The sequence below is a fragment of the Dactylosporangium sp. CA-139114 genome (assembly GCF_050955725.1).
Taxonomy (GTDB): domain Bacteria; phylum Actinomycetota; class Actinomycetes; order Mycobacteriales; family Micromonosporaceae; genus Dactylosporangium.
Genome location: NZ_CP192080.1, coordinates 2,702,497 through 2,720,225 on the forward strand (window position 1 = coordinate 2,702,497; position 17,729 = coordinate 2,720,225).

Here is a 17,729-nt window from a genome sequence, read left to right on the forward strand (position 1 = left end):
GTCTGGCCCGGCGGCACGCCGCCTGACTGCCCGGAATCCGATCGTCAATCCGACATCAGGCGGACAAGCGGGCCGCGGTACCACGGCAACGGTGCCACGGCCGCCCCCCGCTCCCCGGCGAGCTCGCCCCGCCGGCGCGCCCTCGCCCTCGAAGCGCGCCTGCATCTCGTCGACCGCCGCGTCGGTGGCCATGCGGCGGACCCTCGCGGGCGTGGGTGAACCGCCGCTGTACGACCGGCGGTCTCCCTCACCGACGAGGGCATGTCCGGATCATGCGCCGGCCCGCCGACCGTGCCCCGGCCCCGGTGCCGTCCGGCGAATTAGGCCCGGGCGGCGCGTTGCCAGCGCAGGCCGACGATCAGGGCGAGTGCGCCCGCGACCGCGTAGCCGAGCATCCACAGCAGCACCCGGCCGCCTGACGTGCCATCGAACGCCATGAACATCGCCCCGGCGAGCAGGGCGCAGCCGGGCACGACGGCGAGGACGGCGGCCAGGCGGTCCAGGACGGCCGGCCCGGGCCGGCTCAGGCGGTAGCCCCGCAGCGTCGCGGCCAGGACGAGTCCGAGCACCACCAGCCAGTCGAAGGGCAGCCCCAGCGGTCTGGGCGAGGCGAGCGCCGCGACGATCGCGGCGACGGCCACGGCCGCCACCGCCCAGGTCTCGGCGCCGCCCCCGAGCGGCTTCGGCACGGCCGGGGCATCGTCGGCCTCGGCCGGCTCCGAGCGCGCGGTCCGGGTCGCCCAGACCGCGGTCGCGGTGGCGCCGAGGGCGATGACGGCGCCGGCGTTCGCCTGATCGGACAGGTAGGACGCGAAGTCGGCCATGGTCACATCACCGCCAGATAGCGGGCCGCCGTCAGCGCGATCATCAGGCCGCCGAGCGCGATGGCGACCCAGTCGACGGCCCGGGGTCCCGGGCGGCGCAGCCTCACGACCCGCCAGACGACGGCGAGCCCGAACCCGCCACCGGCGACGAGGCTCAGGACGTTCACGTCGCCCAGGGCGAGCGGCGACAGCAGCAGCAGGGCCGCGAACGCGGCGGCCACCAGGGCGAACAGCTCCTGGAACCCGGTGCCGACACCTGTTCCTCGCCGCGCCGTCTTCGCCGCTTCGGGGGGCGCTTGCGGTGCGCGTTCCGGCGGATCGGGCCAGAGCCGCTCGTCGACCGGCGCCGCGACGACCGGCGTGGCCGTGATCGGGGTGGTCGCGAGTAGTGCGGCCTCGACGGGCGGTGCGGTGGCGGGCGGTGCCGTGATGGGCGGTGCCGTGGCGGGCGGTGCCGTGATGGGCGGTGCCGCGGCGGGGACGGGCGCGGCGGCGGGCATCGTGGCCAGGTGCAGGGCGCCCTCGGCGACCACCAGCTGCGGCTCCTCCAGCACCGTCGGGGCGACGCCCGTGGCGCGGTGCAGCATGGTGGCGACCAGGGGCGTACGGGTACCGCCGCCGACGAGGAACCACCCCGCGACCGCATCCGGCCGGACCCGGGCCTCCTTGAGCGTGGTCAGGGCCAGCTGCACGGTGCGGGCCAGGACCGGCTCGGCCGCGGCGTCGAACTGCTGCCGCGTGAAGAGCACCTCCTGGTCCGCCACCGGGACGAACATGCTCGCCGAGGACTCCCGCGACAGCGTCTCGCGCAGGTGCCGGGCGTCGGTCCACAGCATCGTGGCGTGGCGCAGGTCGCTGGCCGACTGCGGCGCCGTGAGCCGGGTCCAGGTGCCGGGCGCGGCCGGTTCGACGACCGTGCGCGCGTGCGCCACGACCAGCGCGTCGAGGTCGAGGCCGCCGACGTCGTCGAGGCCGCGGCAGGCCAGGTCCCGGAATCCGTCGGCGGTGCGCTGCACCACGCTGGCGTCGAACGTCCCGGCGCCGAGGTCGTAGACGACGACGCACTGACCGGGCTGTACCGCATGACCGAGCACGGCCGCGAAGTAGGTGGCGGCCGCGACGGGCTCGGCGACCAGGGCCGGCACCGGGAGCCCGGCCAGCGCGGCGGCGTCGAGCAGCACCTGGCGGCGGGCCGAGCCCCAGGTCGCGGGGCAGGTCATGGTCAGCGTCGCGGGCGGGCCGCCGAGGGTGCGCAGCGCCTCCGCGCGCACGCGGATCAGGGTCGCCGCCACCAGCTCGGGCACCGGCACGGCGCGGTCGCCGAGCAGCACCTCGAGCTCGTCGATGCGGCGCTTGGGGTTGGGCTCGTAGCGGGCCGGGTCGAGGCGCGCGGCGTGCTCGGCGTCGCGGCCGACGAGCAGGCGCCCGGCGTCGTTGCGGAACACGGCCGAGGACAGCAGCGGCGAGGAGTCGAACAGCAGCGGGCGCACCTTGCCGCCGGGATGGCGCAGGACGGCCACGGTGCTCGACGTTCCGTAGTCGATTCCGAGCGCAGCGTCCGGCACGCCGCGAAGCATAGGGATGCCGTGCGGCACATGGCGATCGGTCGATCGGCTCGCCAAAACTGTCGGACCCGCCGCGTAAGGTGCCCATTGCGACCGACCCCGAAGGAGGCACCCCGTGCTCGGACTGGTGCTCAGCGCGCTCCGGGCGCGCGCCGCGCAGGCGTGGGCCGTGTTCGCCCTCGCCGTGCTGCTCGTGACCGCGGCCGCCGCCGGGCCGTGGTTCGCCGCCGGGGCCGAGCGCCGGGCCGCCGCGGCCGATGCCGCCGCCGCGCCCGCGGCCGAGCGCACCATCTCCGTGCGCCGCCAGACCAACGCGGACGGCGATCCGCGCTCGGCGCTGGCCGCCTACCGCGACACCGTCGAGCGCCTGCTGCCCGGAGCCGGCCGCCTCGGCATCACCGTGAACATGCTGCTGGACGGCGCCGAGACCACGCCCAGGGTCTCGGTCGCCCACCGCGACGACGTCTGCGAGCACCTGCGGCTCGACGGGCGCTGCCCGCAGGCCGCGGGTGAGGTGCTGGTGAGCGCCGCCACCGCCGACGCGCTCGGGCTGCACACCGGCGACACGCTCACGCTGCGCAACCAGCCGCGGGCGAAGCCGGTGCCGGTGACCGTCGTCGGGCGCTACGAGCTCGCCGACCCCGGCGGCGTCTACTGGGGCGACTCGCTGTTCCGCGCCGACGCCGGCGGGCTCGACCCGCTGTTCACCGCCGTCGACACGTTCGAGAGCCCGCAGCTGGCCGGGCCGGTGTTCGCCTACACCGCGGAGCTGCCCGAGTCCGCGTTCACCGACCCCGGCTCACCGGCGGGCGAGCGGCTGCGCGCGGCCGGCTTCGCGCTGAGCCGCGGCGGGATGACGCTCGTCGCGCCCGGGCAGCAGCTCGTCGACCGGATCACCGCCGACCGGGCCGCGATCCGGGGCGGGGCGCTCGCCGGGACGCTCGGCACCGTGGTGCTGTGCTGGTTCGCGCTCGCCCTGGCCGGCCGGCAGACCGCGCGCGAACGGCGCGGGGACGCGGCGCTGCTGCAGCTGCGCGGCGGATCCCGGCCGCGGGCGCTGCGGTTGGGGGTGGGGCAGCTGGCCGTACCGTTGCTGGCCGCCCTGCCGATCGGGCTCGCGCTCGGATGGCTCGCCGGGCGCCTGCTCGGCGGGCCCGCGGCCGGGTTCGCGCCGCCGTTCGACGGGGTGCTCGGGCCGTGGCTGCCGGCCGGGCTCGCCGCCGTCGCCGGGGTGCTCGGCGGGCTGGCCGCGCTCGCCGCCGGGGAGCTGGCGGTGCTGCGGGCACCGGTGGGGGCGCTGCTGCGGAGGGTACCGTCGCCGGGAAGGGCGCGCCGGGCCGCCGTCGACGTGGTCCTCGTCGTGCTCGCCGGGTTCGCCGCCGCTCAGCTGTGGGGGACCGGGCTGCGCACCGCCGTGCCGCTGCTCGTCGCCGTCGTCGTCGCCGTGGTCGCCGCCCGGATGCTCGCCACCGCCGCCTCCCGGGCCGGGGCGGGCGCCCTGCGGGCGGGGCGGCTGCGGGCCGGGTTCGCCGCCGTCGCGCTGTCCCGCCAGCCCGGCGCCGACCGGCTGATGGCCCTCGTCGCGGTCGCGGTCGCCGGCCTGTGCGCCGCGACCGGGGGCTGGCTCGCCGGGTTCGACGCCCGCGACTCGCGCGCCGTGCAGGAACTCGGCGCGCCGCGGGTGCTCACCGTCCGGGCCGCCAACCCGACCGCGCTGCTCGGCGCCGTGCGCCGCGCCGACCCCGGCGGGCGGGAGGCGATGGCGGCCATCGTCGACGCGGCCGCGGCCCCGCCCGTCGTCGCCGTCGACGCGGCCCGGCTCCCGGCGGTGGCGGCGTGGCTGCCGCAGTGGGGACCCCGGCCCGTGCTCGTCCCGCCCGGCACCGGCGCCGACGCGCCCGCGGTCACCGGCGGCCGGCTCGTGCTGCGCGCCCGCAACGACGGCGCCGGGCCGGTCCGGCTCGCCGTCGCCGTGCAGAACACCGTCACCGGCCGGTCGGCCAGGCTCACTCTCGGCCCCCTCGACCCGGGCGAGCACGAGGCCGCCGCCGACGTCGCCGGCTGCGCCGAGGGCTGCCGGGTGGTCAGCCTCGACCTGCTCCAGCCACGGCCCGCGAACGCCGACGACGCCCCGCCGAAGGCCGGGCCCGCCACCCCGCCCAGCGACGTCGCCGCGGCCGTGCTCACCATCACCGAGCTGCGCCAGGAGGCCCCGGCCGGGCGCGTGCTCGACGCGGCGTTCCTCGGCGACCCGCGGCAGTGGCGCACCGGCGCGGCCGGCCCCGCGGTGCAGGTCAGCGCGCGGCAGGGGGCGCTCACGCTCACGCTGCCCGACGTGGCCTGGAACTTCGACGACCGGGTCTACGTGATGGCCGCCGCGCTGCCGCTGCCCGCCGTCCTCGCCGGCGAGGCCCCGGCCCCGTGGCGCCTCGGCGACCCCACGCTCGACCTCTTCGGCGGCGGCACCGTTCCCGTCCACGTCGCCGGGACCGCGCCGATGCTGCCCGTCGTCGGGGGCTCCGGCGTCCTCGTCGACCTCGACGCCGCCCAGCGCCTCGGCGCCGGCGGGTCCTCGGCCGGCACCTACCAGGTGTGGCTCGCCGCCGGGGCCGGGCCCGGCGTCGAGGATCGGCTGCGCGCCGCCGGGCTGACGATCCTCGGCGCCGACGACACCGGGGCGCGGGCGGCCCGGTTCGCCGCCCGCGGGCCCGCCGTGGCCGAGCGCTACCGGCTCTTCGCCGCCGTCCTCGGGCTGCTCGCCGCGGCCGCCGCCCTCGCCGTCGCGGTCGCCGCCGAGCGCCGCCAGCGCGGCGCCGACCTGCGGGCCCTGCGCGTGCAGGGGCTCGCCGCGCGCACCGCCGCCGCCGCGGGCCGGGCCGGGTCCGGAGCCGTCGTCCTCGCCGGGGCGCTGACCGGGCTGCTCGCCGCGATCGTGGCGCGCTTCGCGTCCGGGCCGTCGCTGCCGTACTTCGCCGACGGCTGGAACCCGCCCGACCCGCCCGAGCCGTTGCCGCCGCTGCCCCTGCTCGCGACCGCCGCCGCGGCCCTGCTCCTGCTCGCCCTCGTCTGGCGGGCCGCCACCGCCGGGCGCGCCGAAGGGAAGACCCGATGATCTCGCTGCTGCTGTCGATGCTGCGGGCCCGGCGCGGCCAGGCGCTCGTGCTGGCGCTGCTGTCGATGTTCGCGGTCGCGGCCGCCGTCGCGGCCCCGGCCTACCTGCAGGCCGTCGACCGCTCCATCGTCGCCGGGCAGGTGGAGACGGCCGCGGCGCGGGAGCGCTCGCTGAGCATCACCGCCACCGTCAACGCCCGCGACGCGGACGGGTTCGACTTCACCGACGTCGCCGGCGGCCTCGTGGATCTGCCCGGGTTCGACCGGGTCTACGGCGCCGACTTCCCCGCGGTCGGCATCGAGCCGGAGAAGGTGCGCGCGTCGCGGGTGACCTACCGCCAGGACGCCTGCGCCCACCTGACCATCGTCGCCGGGCGCTGCCTGGCCGGGGCCGGCGACGTGGTCCTCGGCGAGCAGACCGCGGCGCGGCTGCGGCTCGGCCCCGGCGACCCGATCACGCTGACGTTCGCGGCCCTCGGCGGCAGCAACTCCCAGCCGACCTACGTCGCCGACGGCACCCCGGCCCGGCTCACCGTCGCCGGCACCTACCGGCCCTCGAACCCGGCCGAGACCTACTGGGGCGGCCACGGGTACTTCGACCTCGACACCGCCGGCCGGCCCGGCGAGCCGGTCTTCACCGGCGCCGCGACCATGGCCGCGATGGACCACGGCACCACCACGCTGTCCGTCGACGTGACCGCCGGACCCGCCGCCCTCACCGCCGCCGGGCTGCCCGACACCCGCCGCCGCCTCGCCGAGCTGAAGTCCCGCGCCACCCAGCTCGGCCAGGGGCTCATCGTCACCACCGAGATGCCCCGGCTGTTCGCGCGCATCGACGCCAGCCAGGAGCTGGCCCGCCACAGCGTCCCGGCCGGCGCCGCCCCGCTGCTGCTGCTCGCCTACGCGGTGCTGTTCATCGCCGCCGACTACGCCACCACCGGGCGCCGGCCCGAGCTCGCCGTCGTCGCGCTGCGCGGCGCCCGCTGGTGGACCCGCTGGTGGCTGACCCTCGGCGAGGGGCTGGCGGCGATCCTGCTCGGCGGGCTGGCCGGGTGCGTCGCCGGGCAGCTGCTCGTCGCCGCCCTCGTCGCCTGGCGGTTCCCCGGCGTCGGGGCGCCGGTGTTCACCGTGGACGCGTTGCGGTACGCCCCGGTCGCCCTCCTCGGCGCGGTCGCGGCCGCGCTCGTGGCCCAGCGCCGGCACCTGGCCGCACCGGTCGCCGGGCTGCTGCGGCGCATCTCCCGCCGCGCCGCCGGCTGGCGGGTGCGCACCGGCGAGGCCGTCGTCGCCGTGCTCGCCGCCGCCGCGACCGTCCAGCTGTTCCTCACCGGCGGCTCGCTCACCGGCGTCGCGATCGTCGCGCCCGCCCTGGTGATCCTCGCGCTCGCGCTGCTCACCGCCCGGGCCGTCACGCCGCTGGCCCGGTTCGCCGGCACCCGGGCGCTGCGCCGGGGCCGGCTCACCACCGCGCTCGCCGCGTTCCAGCTGTCCCGCCGGGCCGGGGCCCAGCGGCTCATCCTGCTGCTCGTGGCGGCCGTGGCCGTGCTCGGCTACGCCGTGACCGCCACCGACCTCGCGGCCCGCGACCGCGACCTCGCCGCGCAGATCTCCACCGGCGCGCCCCGGGTGCTCACCGTCGCCTCCGTCGGCCGCGAGCAGCTGCTGCAGGCCGTGCGGGCCGCGGATCCAGCCGGCGCCTACGCGATGGCCGTGGTCGAGCTGCCCGCGGGCAGCCCCGGCGAGGCGCCGCGCCTCGCCGTCGACACCACCCGCCTCGCGGCCGCCTCCACCTGGCTCGGCGCCTACGGTGAGACCGACCCGGCCCGCCTCGCCGAGCGCCTGCGCCCGCCCGTGCACGACGCCGGGCTGACCGTCCCCGGCCAGGACGTCACCATCGACGCGACCGTCACCGGCGCCCGCCCCGACAACCCGGTCGCGCTGAAGCTCGTGCTCGCCGGCCCGCACGGCCGCGCCAACGTCGACCTCGGCGCCGTGCACAACGGCACCGGCACCTACCAGCAGCGCGTCAGCGACTGCGCGGACGGCTGCCGGCTCGTGGGCGTGCACCTCACGAACCTGGAGCCGTCCGCGACCGCGACCCGCCTCACCGTCGTGCTCAACGCCGTGCGCACGATCAACCCGGCCCGCACCGCGGCCACCGGCGCCCAGCTCGCCGACCTGGCCCGCTGGCGCTCCGCCGACGCGACGCTCACCGCCGCGCCCGACGGCCTGCGGATCGGCGTCGACGCCCCCGACGGGCTGCCGCACGGGGCGTGGGTGCAGCCGGCGGAGGTACCGCTCCCGCTCCCCGTCGCCGCCACCGCGCCCGCCGGGACCATCCGCGGCCTCGACGGCCTCGACATCCCGGTCACCCTCGCCGCGCGCCTCGACGCCGTCCCGCGGCTCGGCCTCGACGGGACCATCGTCGACCTCGAATACGCCGAGCGCCTCAGCACCGACTCCGGCATCGCCAACGCCCCCGAGGTCTGGCTCGGCCCGGCCGCCCCGCCGGACGTCCTGAACCGCCTCGCCGCCCAGGGCCTCGTGATCGTCGGCGACACGGGCATCGCCGACGCGCGGGCTCGCCTGGCCGCGCAGGGCCCGGCCCTGTCACTGTGGTTCCACGTGCTGGCCGGCGCGCTCGCGGTCCTGCTCGCCGCCGGCGGCCTGGCACTGGTCATCGCCGTGGACCGCCGCGACCGGCGCGCCGACCTGGCCGCCCTGCGCGCCCAGGGCCTCCCACGGCGCGCGGCGGCGCGGGTCGCGCTGTGGACCTACCCGGCCCTGGTCCTCGCGGCCGCGCCGCCGGGCCTGGCCACGGCCCTGATCGCGTGGCGCCTGACGGGCTGGGCACTGCCCGTCTTCGGCGAACCGATGCCCGCCCTGCCGCTACCACACTGGCCCACGGGCCCGGCCGTGCCACTGGCGTGGCTGCTGACGCTGCTCCTGCTGGTCACGGTGGCGGCAACGACGGCCCGCGCCACGACGCCCCCGCCCCCACCCCGCCACCCGCGCACCGCAACGAACTGACCCCCACCGCTCGCCGCTTCACCAGCGCCACCCCGCCACCCGCGCACCGCGTGGAACTGCCGCGCGCCGCTCGCCGCTCGCCGCTTCACGTGGGCTGCGCCGCCTCCCGTGCGCCGTGGCGGACTGTCCCACGCCGCTCGCCGCTCGCCGCTTCACGTGCGCCACGCGCCGCCGTGCGCCGCGACGAACTGTCCCACGCCGCTCGCCACGTCACCTGCGCCACCCCACCACCCGCGCACCGCGACGAACTGTCCCACGCTGCTCGCCGCTTCACATGCGCTGCGCCGCCTCCCGTGCGCCGTGGCGAACTGTCCTGCGCGCTCGCCGCTTCACGTGCGCCGCGCCGCCGCATGGGCTCCGCGACGAACTGTCCCGCGCGCTCGCCGCTTCACCTGCGCCGTACCGCCGCATGGGCTCCGTGCTGCCGCCGGCTCCGTGCTGCCGCCGACGTGACTGCTGACCCTGCTGTTCGGCGTGGTGGCGACGACCACTCGGGCCACGACATCCCGCTTCGCCCCGCCCCGCCGTCCCACGCCGCGCCGTGCCGCGTGGTCCCGCTCCGTGCCGCGTGGTCCCGCGCCCTGCCCTGCCATGCCGTGCCGCGCCGCGCCGTGTGGTGCCGTGCCGTGCCGCGTGGTCCCGCTCCGTGCCGCGCCGCGCCGCGTGGTGCCGTGCCGTGCCGCGTGGTCCCGCGCTGTTCCGTGCCGTGCCGCGTGGTCCTGTGCCGCGCCGTCTCGCGGTGTGCAAGCCGTGCCGTCCCACGGCGTGTCGTTCGTGCCGTCCCGCGTGCGCGCCGCGGCGAACTGGACCCGCGACCGCCTCTCGACGGCCCAGCGCCAAGCGGTTCCGGCCTCGGACAGCAGGCGAACGCGCGGCAAACGGCTCACGCGGTACACCCGACGGCGAGTCCGCCGTCTCAGCCCGCACCAGCCGGGCGCACATGCTGCTGGACTGGTACGCCTGCACCGACCAAGCACCACGCCTACATGCCCGCCGACCTCGCCGACGACGGCGTACCCACCCCTGCCAACAGCGTCGCCAACGGTCGCCTCTCGCTTGTTCACAACCGCGCCGACGATATCGTGCCGCACACGCGAAACAGCGTCGCCAACGGTCGCCTCTCGCTGTAGACAACCGCGCCGACGATACCGTGCCGCACACGCAAAACAGCGTCACCAACGATCCCCTGTCACCGAACGCGGACCACGCCGACAACACCAGTGCCGCGTTCGCACGAGCCACCGGTGACGCGGGTCGGCCGAGTCAAAGGCCGCTGGCGAATGTCTCTTCAAAATGTTCACCATGTGCGTGGCGGCTTGGTCGGGGATCGTGGCTTCAGTCGTATTCTGGGATAATTCTTGGTATGGGGCAGATGCAGTTGTTCAGCTCGCGCGAGTTGGCTGCTATGCGGGATCGGACGAAAGCGCGAAACTGGTGGCCGGGAAAGGATGCGTTCCGGAAGGAGGCGCAGCGGCGGCGTGACTGGGGATTGGCGCGCCGGCACGCGGAGAAGCTGCGCCGAATTCACGATGCTGCACCATCGGAGGCGTCGTCACCAGGGCGAATGCCGCATCAATCGGTGGGTGAGCGCCACAGTCCGGCCGGTGCTGCGGCCGCATCGCCTCCCGCTCTGCGCCCCGGAGAGGACGTGCCGACGAAGCCCGCATCCGATCCCACCGAACAATTGGACCACCACGCCGAAACGATACCTGCCAGCATATCCGAACAATCGGAACAGGCCGCCCGGAACATTCGCGCCCGCGTCTGCATAAAATCCTGCGCCGCGATTCTGCCTTGCGGCAATCCCGCCGGCCACCCGTTCACGGAAAGCCCGACTCGATCCGCCGGCGCCGGCCCGGGCGGCGTTCGGCCGGATGGTCAGGTTGTGGCTGAGTCGCCTAACGGTGGTGGGGTGCGTTTCGAGGGCTCTGTCGGGCGGTGTGTATACGGCCGGTTGCTGGTGGATCGTAGCCGAGGTGGTCAGGTACGCCGGGTCGTGGCTGAGTCGTCTGGCGGTGGTGGGGTGCGTTACGAGGGCTGTGTTCGGCGGTGTGTATACGGCCGGTTGCTTGTGGATCGTGGCCGAGGTGGTCGGGCACGCCGGGTTGTCGTCGGGGCTGGTGGTGGACCTGGCGGCGTTCGGCGGGATGGTCGGGTCGTGGCTGACTCGCCTCGCGGTGAAGGGGTGCATGACCAGGGCTGTGTCCGGTGGCGTGCACGCGGCCCTCCCCGGTCGACCGAGGCCGAGGCGGTCGGAAACGCTCGGCCGTCACCGAGGCCGAGGTGGTCGGAAGCGCTCGGCCGTCCCGAGGCCGAGATGGTCGGAAGCGCTCGGCCGTCCCGAGGCCGAGGCGGTCGGAAACGCTCGGCCGTCCCGAGGCCGACAACGCTCGGTAGTCACCGAGGCCGGCGGGTCCGCCGATGTGTACCAGCGTGACGTGCCGCTGTCCGAGGCGAACCCCTGAGTGTCGCCGCGCGCCAGTGGCGGGCGGTGTGTACCAGCGCGACGTGCCGCTGTCCGAGGCGAGGCCCTGAGTGCCGCCGCGCGCCGGGGTGGCCGGCGGGGTTCGCTCGGCGATAACCAGGGCGACGTGCGAGGCAGGCCCTGAGTGCCGCGCGCGCCCGGGAAGCATCACACCGAGATGCGCAGGAGCTGGAAGCTGTGGTCGGACTGCCCATCCGTGCGGCCGAAATCGTACGAGTGTACGCGCACGTCCGAGGTCGTGTACGCCCAGTCCAGGCGCCACCAGCGCGGCAGGCCGTCGCGGTCGCGCCACGACGCGGGGTAGAGCGGTAGCAGCGCGCCCGCGTCGTGCAGGCGCGGCGGGATCTTGCGTAGGTCGCCCATCGCCGGGGAGGTGTTGAAGTCGCCCGCGACCAGGATCGGGTTCCGGTTGGCGTCCACGTCCGCGGTCAGGGCGCGCAGCTGTGGCTCGCGCTGGGCGTGCTGGTCGCGCACCGTGCGCCAGAAGGCGCCGTCGAACACGCTCAGGCCGGGGGAGAGCTGGACCGGCAGGTGCAGGTTGTAGACGGACAGGACGGTGCCGGAGCCGAGGTCGATGTCCGTGCGCAGGATCTTGTCGCGCACGAACTCGGCCACCCAGCCGGTGTCGGTCAGGGGGACGTCGGCCGGCAGCGGGTAGGTGCGCAGGATCGGCAGCCGCGAGACGGTCACCAGCTCGCCCGCGACCGCGATGTGGTAGCCGGGGAACGCCGCCCGCAGGCGCTCCAGGTCGTGGACGGGCGTGGGGATGTCGCCGTCGTTGAGGTACTCCTGCAGCAGGTAGACGTCGGCGTGCTGGCGCTGCAGGAACGGGTAGAAGGGGCCGCCGTCGCTGTCCCAGTATTCGGTGTTCCAGCTGAACACGGTCAGCGCGCCGGGCGGGGGCGCGGTCGGTGACGTCCACAGGGCCGCGACGTTCCAGCCCGAGATGCACACGCCGGGGATGAGGGCGGCCAGGCTCAGCAGGGCCACCGGGCGGCGCAGCCGGCGGAAGGGGGCCGCCCCGGCCGCGAGCACGACCGGGACGGCGGTGAACACCAGGGGCGGGACGATGTCGGGGACGAGCCAGAGCCACCACCGTCCACTGAGGACGAGGTGCGCGAGCACGAACGCGGGCCACAGGGCCGCCACCACGAGCGGCAGCACGGGCCGGGACCGGGCGGCGGCCGGGGCCGGGGCGGGGTCGAGGACGGTCGTCACGCCGTGGCCTCGGCGGGGAAGGTGCGGTCGTAGAGGCGGCGGAACGCGCGCGAGCCGAGCCACTGCACGGCCCCGGTCGCGACCCCCGCGGTGATGGTGACGTTGACGAGGAAGTGCACGGCCGCGAACAGGCCGAGGAACGCGGGGCCGTTGCGCCGCAGGACGAACGCGTACATCCCGGCGTCGCAGGCGAGCGAGAGCACGAGCAGGGCCGCCGGGAGCAGCACGAGGAACGGGTTCAGCAGCGCCAGGGGCAGGGTGACGAGGGACGCGGCCGCGGCGAGGCTGCCCCACGCGCGGGACTGCGTCTCGAAGCCGGAGGCGAAGCGCCGCGCGCGCAGGTAGAGCGGCACCCGCAGCCGGCCGCGGTGGAAGAGCTTGCGCAGCAGGCCCCGCAGCGCGTGGTCGTGGTCGTGGCGGCCGCGGACCTCGGCGGTGAGCACCATCCGCCAGCGGCGGGTGAGGCGGTAGCCGTAGTCGACCTCCTCGGTCTGGCGCAGGTCCGGGTTGAACGGGCCGACGTCGTCGAAGACGTCGCGGCGCAGCGCGCACAGGGCCGGGAAGAGGAACGTGATGTCGCCCTCGGCCGTGATCGACCAGTAGTGGTACTGCAGCCCGCGGTAGCGCGCCGTGACCGTGTCGTGCAGCAGCGGCTCCGGGTCCTCGATGCCGCACACGCACCCGATCGCCGGGTCGGAGCCGAGGATGCGCACGGCGGTCGCGACGGCGTCGGGGGCGAGGCTGACGTCGGAGTCGACGAAGTACACGATCTCGCCCCTGGTGGCGGCGACGCCGACGTTGCGGGCGTTGCCGCACCCGCCGTTGGCGCCGGTGCTGAGCACCCGCACGCCCAGGCCCTCGGCGACGGCGACGGAGTCGTCGGTGGAGCAGTCGTCCACGACGAGCACCTCGAGGTTGGGGTACGTCTGGTCGAGCACCGAGCGCAGGCAGAGATCGAGGGACTCGGCGTAGTTGTAGTTCGGCACGATGACCGAGACGAGGGGCTCGCTCATCGCGCCAGCTCCGGCACCTCGTACAGGTTGCGGAAGCGGCCCGACCAGAGCCACGCGAGCACGCCCGCGATGGCCGCCGCCGCGATCACGAGGTTCAGCAGGAAGTGCATCGTCACGAAGTACAGCAGGAAGGCCGGTGATCGCAACCGCGCCACGAACCGGTGCATCGGCAGGTCCCCGGCCACGAACAGCGCCAGGAACGCGGCCGGCACCAGCCACAGCACCGCGCCGAGCAGCACCGGCAGCGCGACCGACAGCACCGCCAGCAGCGCGGCGACGCTCACCCAGGCGCGCGGGCCGCTGGTGATGCCGCCCGGGAACGTGGGCTTGCGGATGAACATCGGGATGTGCAGGGCGGTGCGCACGAACACCTTGCGCACGAGCGTCGCGAGGTCGTGGTCGTGGTCGTGCACGCCGCGGACGCGGGGGGAGAGCCAGATCTCGTACCGCTGGGCGAGGCGCCGCCCGTAGTCCGCGTTCTCGGTCTCGCGCAGCCGCGGGTTGAACGGGCCGATCTCGCGGAACACGGCGGCCGGGATCGCCAGCAGCGCCGTGTAGAGGGTGGCGATGCGGCCCTCGTCGGCGATGAGCCAGTACGACTGCTGCAGGCACCGGTACTCCTCCAGCAGGCTGTCGCGGATGAGCGGCACCGGGTCGTAGTTGCCGCACACCGCCCCGATCGCCGGGTCCGAGCGCAGCAGCTGCACGGCGTTGGCCACGGCGTCGGGCTTGGCGGCGACGTCGGAGTCGACGAAGAACAGGATCTCGCCGCTCGCGTGCTCGGCGCCGAGGTTGCGCGCGGCCGCCGGCCCGCCGTTGCGCGGGGTGCGCAGCACGCGGAACCCGAACCCGGCCGCGACCGCGGGGGAGTCGTCGGTGGAGCAGTCGTCGACGACGATCACCTCGAGGTTCGGGTACGTCTGGTCGCGCAGCGCCTGCAGACACAGCGGCAAGGCGCCCGCGTAGTTGTAGTTCGGCACGATGACCGAGACGAGTGGGAGGGCGAGAGTCATGGTCCCATCCAGGTCAGCAGGGTCGGGTGGTGGTGCGCGGCGATGGCCGCGGCGAGCACGAGGCCCACGACGCAGGCGGCGGCCACGATCAGCCGGTCGTGCAGCAGGGCGCGGACCGGGTCGCCGCCGGCCCGGTGGACGTGGATCGCCTGCAGGTACCGGAACGCCGCGAAGAGCCCGGCGGGCGCGGCGACGGCGAGCACCGCCTGCCGGTAGGGGTCGACGGGCGCCTCGGTGGCCAGGTACAGCAGGAACGCGCCGGCGGTGAGCGCGAGGTTGAGCCCGAGCAGCTGGTCGGTGAGCGGCAGCGTGTACCCGGCCAGGGCGGGGCGGTGCTCGGGCCCGGCGGTGCCGAGCTCGTGGCGGCGCTTGCCGAGCACGAGCACGAGGCAGCCGGTGAACACGGCGCTGAGCAGGGGCAGGGACACGGGGGCGCCGACCGCGCCGTAGCCGTACAGCACCCGCAGGACGAACCCGGAGGCCACGACGCAGATGTCCAGCGGCGCGGCGTGCTTGAGCCAGCGGCTGTAGGCGACGTTGACGAGCAGGTACGCCGCGACCGGCCACGGCGGCACGGAGGGGCCGAGCAGCAGCAGACTGCCCAGCAGCAGCGCCACGACGGCCGCGAACCCGGCCGCCACCGGCACCGAGATCCGCCCGGCGGCGATCGGCCGGTGCCGCTTGGCCGGATGCAGCCGGTCGGCGCGGCGGTCGCTGATGTCGTTGCCGATGTAGACGAGCACGGCCGCGCACGTGAACACGGCGACCGCCCAGCCCGCCCGGGCCGCCCCGGCCCAGGTCGGCCCGGCGTCGAGCAGCGCCAGCGGCACGGCGAGGAGGTTCTTGGCCCACTGGCGCGGGCGGGCCAGCCGCACCAGCTGCCCGGCCAGGGCGGGCGCGGCGGGAAGCTCGACGGCGGCACCCTCGGCGGACATCAGAAGAAGACCCTCGCGACGGACAGGGCGCCCTGCCGCCACGGGTCCCGGCTGGTGCGGCCCTTGGACGCGAGCGTCTTCTGCGTGCGCCACCACGCGTAGGTGGCCAGGATGGCGTCGCGGTTGGACTGGCGCGGCTCGAAGCCGAGCCGCTCCCGGGCCCGGTCGATGCTCACGTACGAGTCCGCCATGAGCTTGTGCAGCAGCCGCCCGTACACCGGGGAAAGTTTCATGCGCTGCAGGCCCTGCAGCGCCAGCAGCGCCGGCCGGGCGGGCACGGACACGACCCGTTTGCCGTGCCCGGCCGCGTCGAGCACCGCCTGGAAGTCCTCGCGCAGCGTCCCGAACTCGGCGGCGGCGAGGTTGTACGTGTCGTTCGCGGCGTCCGCCGGCGCGCCGAGCACGGTCACCACCGCGTCGACGAGGTCCTCGACGGCGAACATCTGGATGCGCACGTCGCCGCGGCCCAGCACCGGGAAGTTGCGCCCCTCCTCGGCCCACTCGAACAGCATCGCGAACAGGCCCATCCGGCCCGGCCCGAGGAACGTCTTCGGGCGCAGCACGGCCAGGCACATCCCCTCGGCGCGGTGGCGCTCGGCGACCTCCTCGGCCGCGGCCTTCGCCCGGCTGTAGGTGTCGACGGGGCTGCGCGGGTGCGACTCCGGCGTCGGCACGAGCGTGGGCAGCCCGTAGACGGCCGTCGAGGACACGTGGACGACCCTCGGCACCCGGGCGGCCGCGGCCGCGTCCAGGACGTTGGTGGTGCCGCCGACGATGATCGAGCGGATCTCGTCGGCCGGGTAGCTGGGCAGGGCCGCGGCGCAGTGCACGAGCGCGTCGGCGCCGGCGGCCGCGGCGGCCATGGCGGCCGGGTCGCGCACGTCACCGACGAGCGTCACGGTCGGGGCGGGCCGCAGGTCCACCCCGCGCACGTCGTGGCCGTCGGCGCGCAGCCGCTGCACGAGCCGGGATCCGAGCATGCCGGCGGCGCCGGTGACGACGGTTACCACAGGGTCCCGACCTTCTGGGCGATGAACCGGGTCACCAGGCGGGTGAGGCCCTGGTCGAGCACCTCACCCAGCGCGTCCACCCCGCGCTGGACGTCGTCGAGGTCGGTGACCAGCGACGGGCCGAGCACCAGGGGATTGCGGCCGTTGAGGGTGTAGTACGCGAAGATGTCGTGATCGCGGTAGAGCGCGTTGATCACCGCGCACGTGATGAGCTTCGTCTTGAACCGCGGGTCCTTGTTCATCCCGCCGGGCGCGAGCCTCGCCACGAGGTCCAGCAGCGCCGGGCCGCCGTCGATGAACACGCCCCACAGCGCGCCCGCCCCGGCGACGTGGCTCACCGCGTCGGGGTACCGCTTCGCCAGCCCCTGCAGCCCGGGCTCGAGCACCCGCCCGATCGCGCGCGCCCGGGCCGGGTAGTCGTCCTCGACCACGACGTTGATCGCCTCGATCGCGGTCGCGCACTCCTCGCCGAAGCCGTAGTACGTCGTGCTGGTCGACTGCAGCAGGGCGTCGCCGAGATTGTCGTAGGCCTTGCGGAAGATCTTCTCCCGGGCGACGAACGCGGAGATCGACGACTTGCCGCCGCCGAACGCCTTCGAGGTGGTGAGCACGTCCGGGACGAGTCCGTCGTACCGCATGAAAGAGAACAGCTCGCCGGTCTTTCCCCAGCCGGTGTAGATCTCGTCGAAGATCAGCACGATCTCGTGCTCGGTGCACAGCCGGCGCACCTCACGCAGGAACCCCTCGTCGCACCACGACATCGTCGAGGCGCTGAACGGCTCGACGATCAACGCGTAGACGTCGCCGGCGTGCTCGCGAATCGCGGCCCGCACCGAATCGACGTCGCCGTAGGTGAATGTCGCGATTCCCGGGATTGTCGGGAAATCGAAGTGCGGCTGCCCGGTCAGCCCGCCGGAGCCGAGGAGTTTTCCGTGAAATCCGATATCCGCGCGCAGGATGGTGCCGCGCCGCCCGCCATGGTACTTGTACGCCAGCTTCACCGCGCCTTCCACCGCCTCGGCGCCCGAGTTCGGCAGAAAGGACATGTTCAGGTCGCCCGGCAGGAGTTGGGCGAGGTTGTGCCCGAGCGCGGCCAGATAGGGCGAGAAGTACGTCTTGTGCACCTCCATGCGCCGCTGCTCGGCGAAGTGGCGCCGGGCGGCGAGAATGCGCGGATGGTTGTGCCCGTGGTTGAGCACGCCGACGCCCCCGGTGAGGTCGAGGATGCGGCGCCCGTCACGCTGCTCGAGGTATGCGCCCTCGGCCCGGTCGACCAATTCCCGGCCGAACCCGAACGACGTCATCAGGCTCACCTGGCTGGCGTTCACGTAGCGGCGGTAGAGCTCGTGCGTCTCGCGGACGGTGAGCCGCTCGCACTCCCGCAGACCTATCAGGTTGGACATGCCGCGACCGTACTGACGGCACCTCGACGGGATCGGAATCGTTCCTGAATCGACCCTGTACCCGATCTGGACTACCCACCGCAACGCTTGCCCGGGTCGTGATCGGGCCGATACTTTGGGTT

The 17,729-nt window shown here is 75.2% G+C and carries 11 protein-coding genes; 3 read left to right on the forward strand and 8 right to left on the reverse strand.

Going from position 1 to position 17,729, the window contains the following annotated elements; genetic code table 11:
* Positions 1 to 320: 320 nt before the first annotated feature.
* Together ACQP2P_RS12210 and ACQP2P_RS12215 are read right to left on the reverse strand one after the other, a co-directional pair.
* Positions 321 to 824, reverse strand: a complete 504-nt coding sequence (locus ACQP2P_RS12210; protein WP_433615644.1) for a hypothetical protein — start codon at positions 822 to 824, stop codon at positions 321 to 323.
* Between the two features lie 2 nt (positions 825 to 826).
* Positions 827 to 2,389 carry an Hsp70 family protein gene (locus ACQP2P_RS12215; protein WP_433615646.1) on the reverse strand — a complete coding sequence of 521 codons (1,563 nt, stop codon included), beginning with the start codon at positions 2,387 to 2,389 and terminating at the stop codon, positions 827 to 829.
* Positions 2,390 to 2,504: 115 nt separating this feature from the next.
* On the opposite strand from ACQP2P_RS12215, the gene ACQP2P_RS12220 reads away from it, so the two are divergent.
* The 3 genes from ACQP2P_RS12220 to ACQP2P_RS12230 all read left to right on the forward strand — a co-directional run bounded on the left by ACQP2P_RS12220 (position 2,505) and on the right by ACQP2P_RS12230 (position 9,660).
* Positions 2,505 to 5,501 (forward strand): FtsX-like permease family protein, encoded by a 2,997-nt coding sequence (locus ACQP2P_RS12220; protein ID WP_433615648.1) that lies wholly within the window; start codon positions 2,505 to 2,507, stop codon positions 5,499 to 5,501.
* Positions 5,498 to 8,530: an FtsX-like permease family protein gene (locus tag ACQP2P_RS12225; protein ID WP_433615649.1), complete on the forward strand. Its 3,033-nt coding sequence runs from the start codon at positions 5,498 to 5,500 to the stop codon at positions 8,528 to 8,530. The genes ACQP2P_RS12220 and ACQP2P_RS12225 overlap by 4 nt, the downstream gene beginning before the upstream one ends.
* Positions 8,531 to 9,516: 986 nt before the next feature.
* The gene (locus ACQP2P_RS12230) at positions 9,517 to 9,660 is read left to right on the forward strand and encodes a hypothetical protein (protein WP_433615651.1); all 144 of its coding nucleotides are present in this window, start codon (positions 9,517 to 9,519) and stop codon (positions 9,658 to 9,660) included.
* A 1,502-nt stretch (positions 9,661 to 11,162) separates the two neighbouring features.
* Here the strand turns inward: ACQP2P_RS12230 and ACQP2P_RS12235 are convergent.
* The 6 genes from ACQP2P_RS12235 to ACQP2P_RS12260 are packed head-to-tail and all read right to left on the reverse strand — an operon-like array spanning position 11,163 to position 17,508.
* Positions 11,163 to 12,233, reverse strand: a complete 1,071-nt coding sequence (locus ACQP2P_RS12235; protein ID WP_433615652.1) for an endonuclease/exonuclease/phosphatase family protein — start codon at positions 12,231 to 12,233, stop codon at positions 11,163 to 11,165.
* Entirely contained in the window at positions 12,230 to 13,246 is a 1,017-nt protein-coding gene (locus ACQP2P_RS12240; RefSeq protein WP_433615654.1) for a glycosyltransferase family 2 protein, read from the reverse strand. The genes ACQP2P_RS12235 and ACQP2P_RS12240 overlap by 4 nt, the downstream gene beginning before the upstream one ends.
* Positions 13,243 to 14,259, reverse strand: coding sequence for a glycosyltransferase family 2 protein (locus ACQP2P_RS12245; RefSeq protein WP_433615655.1), 1,017 nt, complete (start codon positions 14,257 to 14,259; stop codon positions 13,243 to 13,245). Before ACQP2P_RS12245 ends, ACQP2P_RS12240 begins: the two co-directional genes overlap by 4 nt.
* On the reverse strand, positions 14,256 to 15,194 hold the full coding sequence (locus ACQP2P_RS12250) for a UbiA prenyltransferase family protein (RefSeq protein ID WP_433615657.1): 939 nt from the start codon (positions 15,192 to 15,194) through the stop codon (positions 14,256 to 14,258). Before ACQP2P_RS12250 ends, ACQP2P_RS12245 begins: the two co-directional genes overlap by 4 nt.
* Positions 15,194 to 16,204, reverse strand: a complete 1,011-nt coding sequence (locus tag ACQP2P_RS12255; RefSeq protein ID WP_433615659.1) for an NAD-dependent epimerase/dehydratase family protein — start codon at positions 16,202 to 16,204, stop codon at positions 15,194 to 15,196. Before ACQP2P_RS12255 ends, ACQP2P_RS12250 begins: the two co-directional genes overlap by 1 nt.
* Positions 16,198 to 17,508: an aspartate aminotransferase family protein gene (locus ACQP2P_RS12260; RefSeq protein ID WP_433619110.1), complete on the reverse strand. Its 1,311-nt coding sequence runs from the start codon at positions 17,506 to 17,508 to the stop codon at positions 16,198 to 16,200. The genes ACQP2P_RS12255 and ACQP2P_RS12260 overlap by 7 nt, the downstream gene beginning before the upstream one ends.
* Positions 17,509 to 17,729 lie beyond the last annotated feature (221 nt).

Excerpts from the sequence above, each read along its gene's own strand:
- ACQP2P_RS12250 (WP_433615657.1), bottom strand. The coding sequence starts at position 15,194 with ATGTCCGCCGAGGGTGCCGCCGTCGAGCTTCCCGCCGCGCCCGCCCTG.
- ACQP2P_RS12230 (WP_433615651.1), top strand. The coding sequence starts at position 9,517 with ATGCCCGCCGACCTCGCCGACGACGGCGTACCCACCCCTGCCAACAGC.
- ACQP2P_RS12240 (WP_433615654.1), bottom strand. The coding sequence starts at position 13,246 with ATGAGCGAGCCCCTCGTCTCGGTCATCGTGCCGAACTACAACTACGCC.
- ACQP2P_RS12210 (WP_433615644.1), bottom strand. The coding sequence starts at position 824 with ATGGCCGACTTCGCGTCCTACCTGTCCGATCAGGCGAACGCCGGCGCC.
- ACQP2P_RS12225 (WP_433615649.1), top strand. The coding sequence starts at position 5,498 with ATGATCTCGCTGCTGCTGTCGATGCTGCGGGCCCGGCGCGGCCAGGCG.
- ACQP2P_RS12260 (WP_433619110.1), bottom strand. The coding sequence starts at position 17,508 with ATGACGTCGTTCGGGTTCGGCCGGGAATTGGTCGACCGGGCCGAGGGC.
- ACQP2P_RS12245 (WP_433615655.1), bottom strand. The coding sequence starts at position 14,259 with ATGACTCTCGCCCTCCCACTCGTCTCGGTCATCGTGCCGAACTACAAC.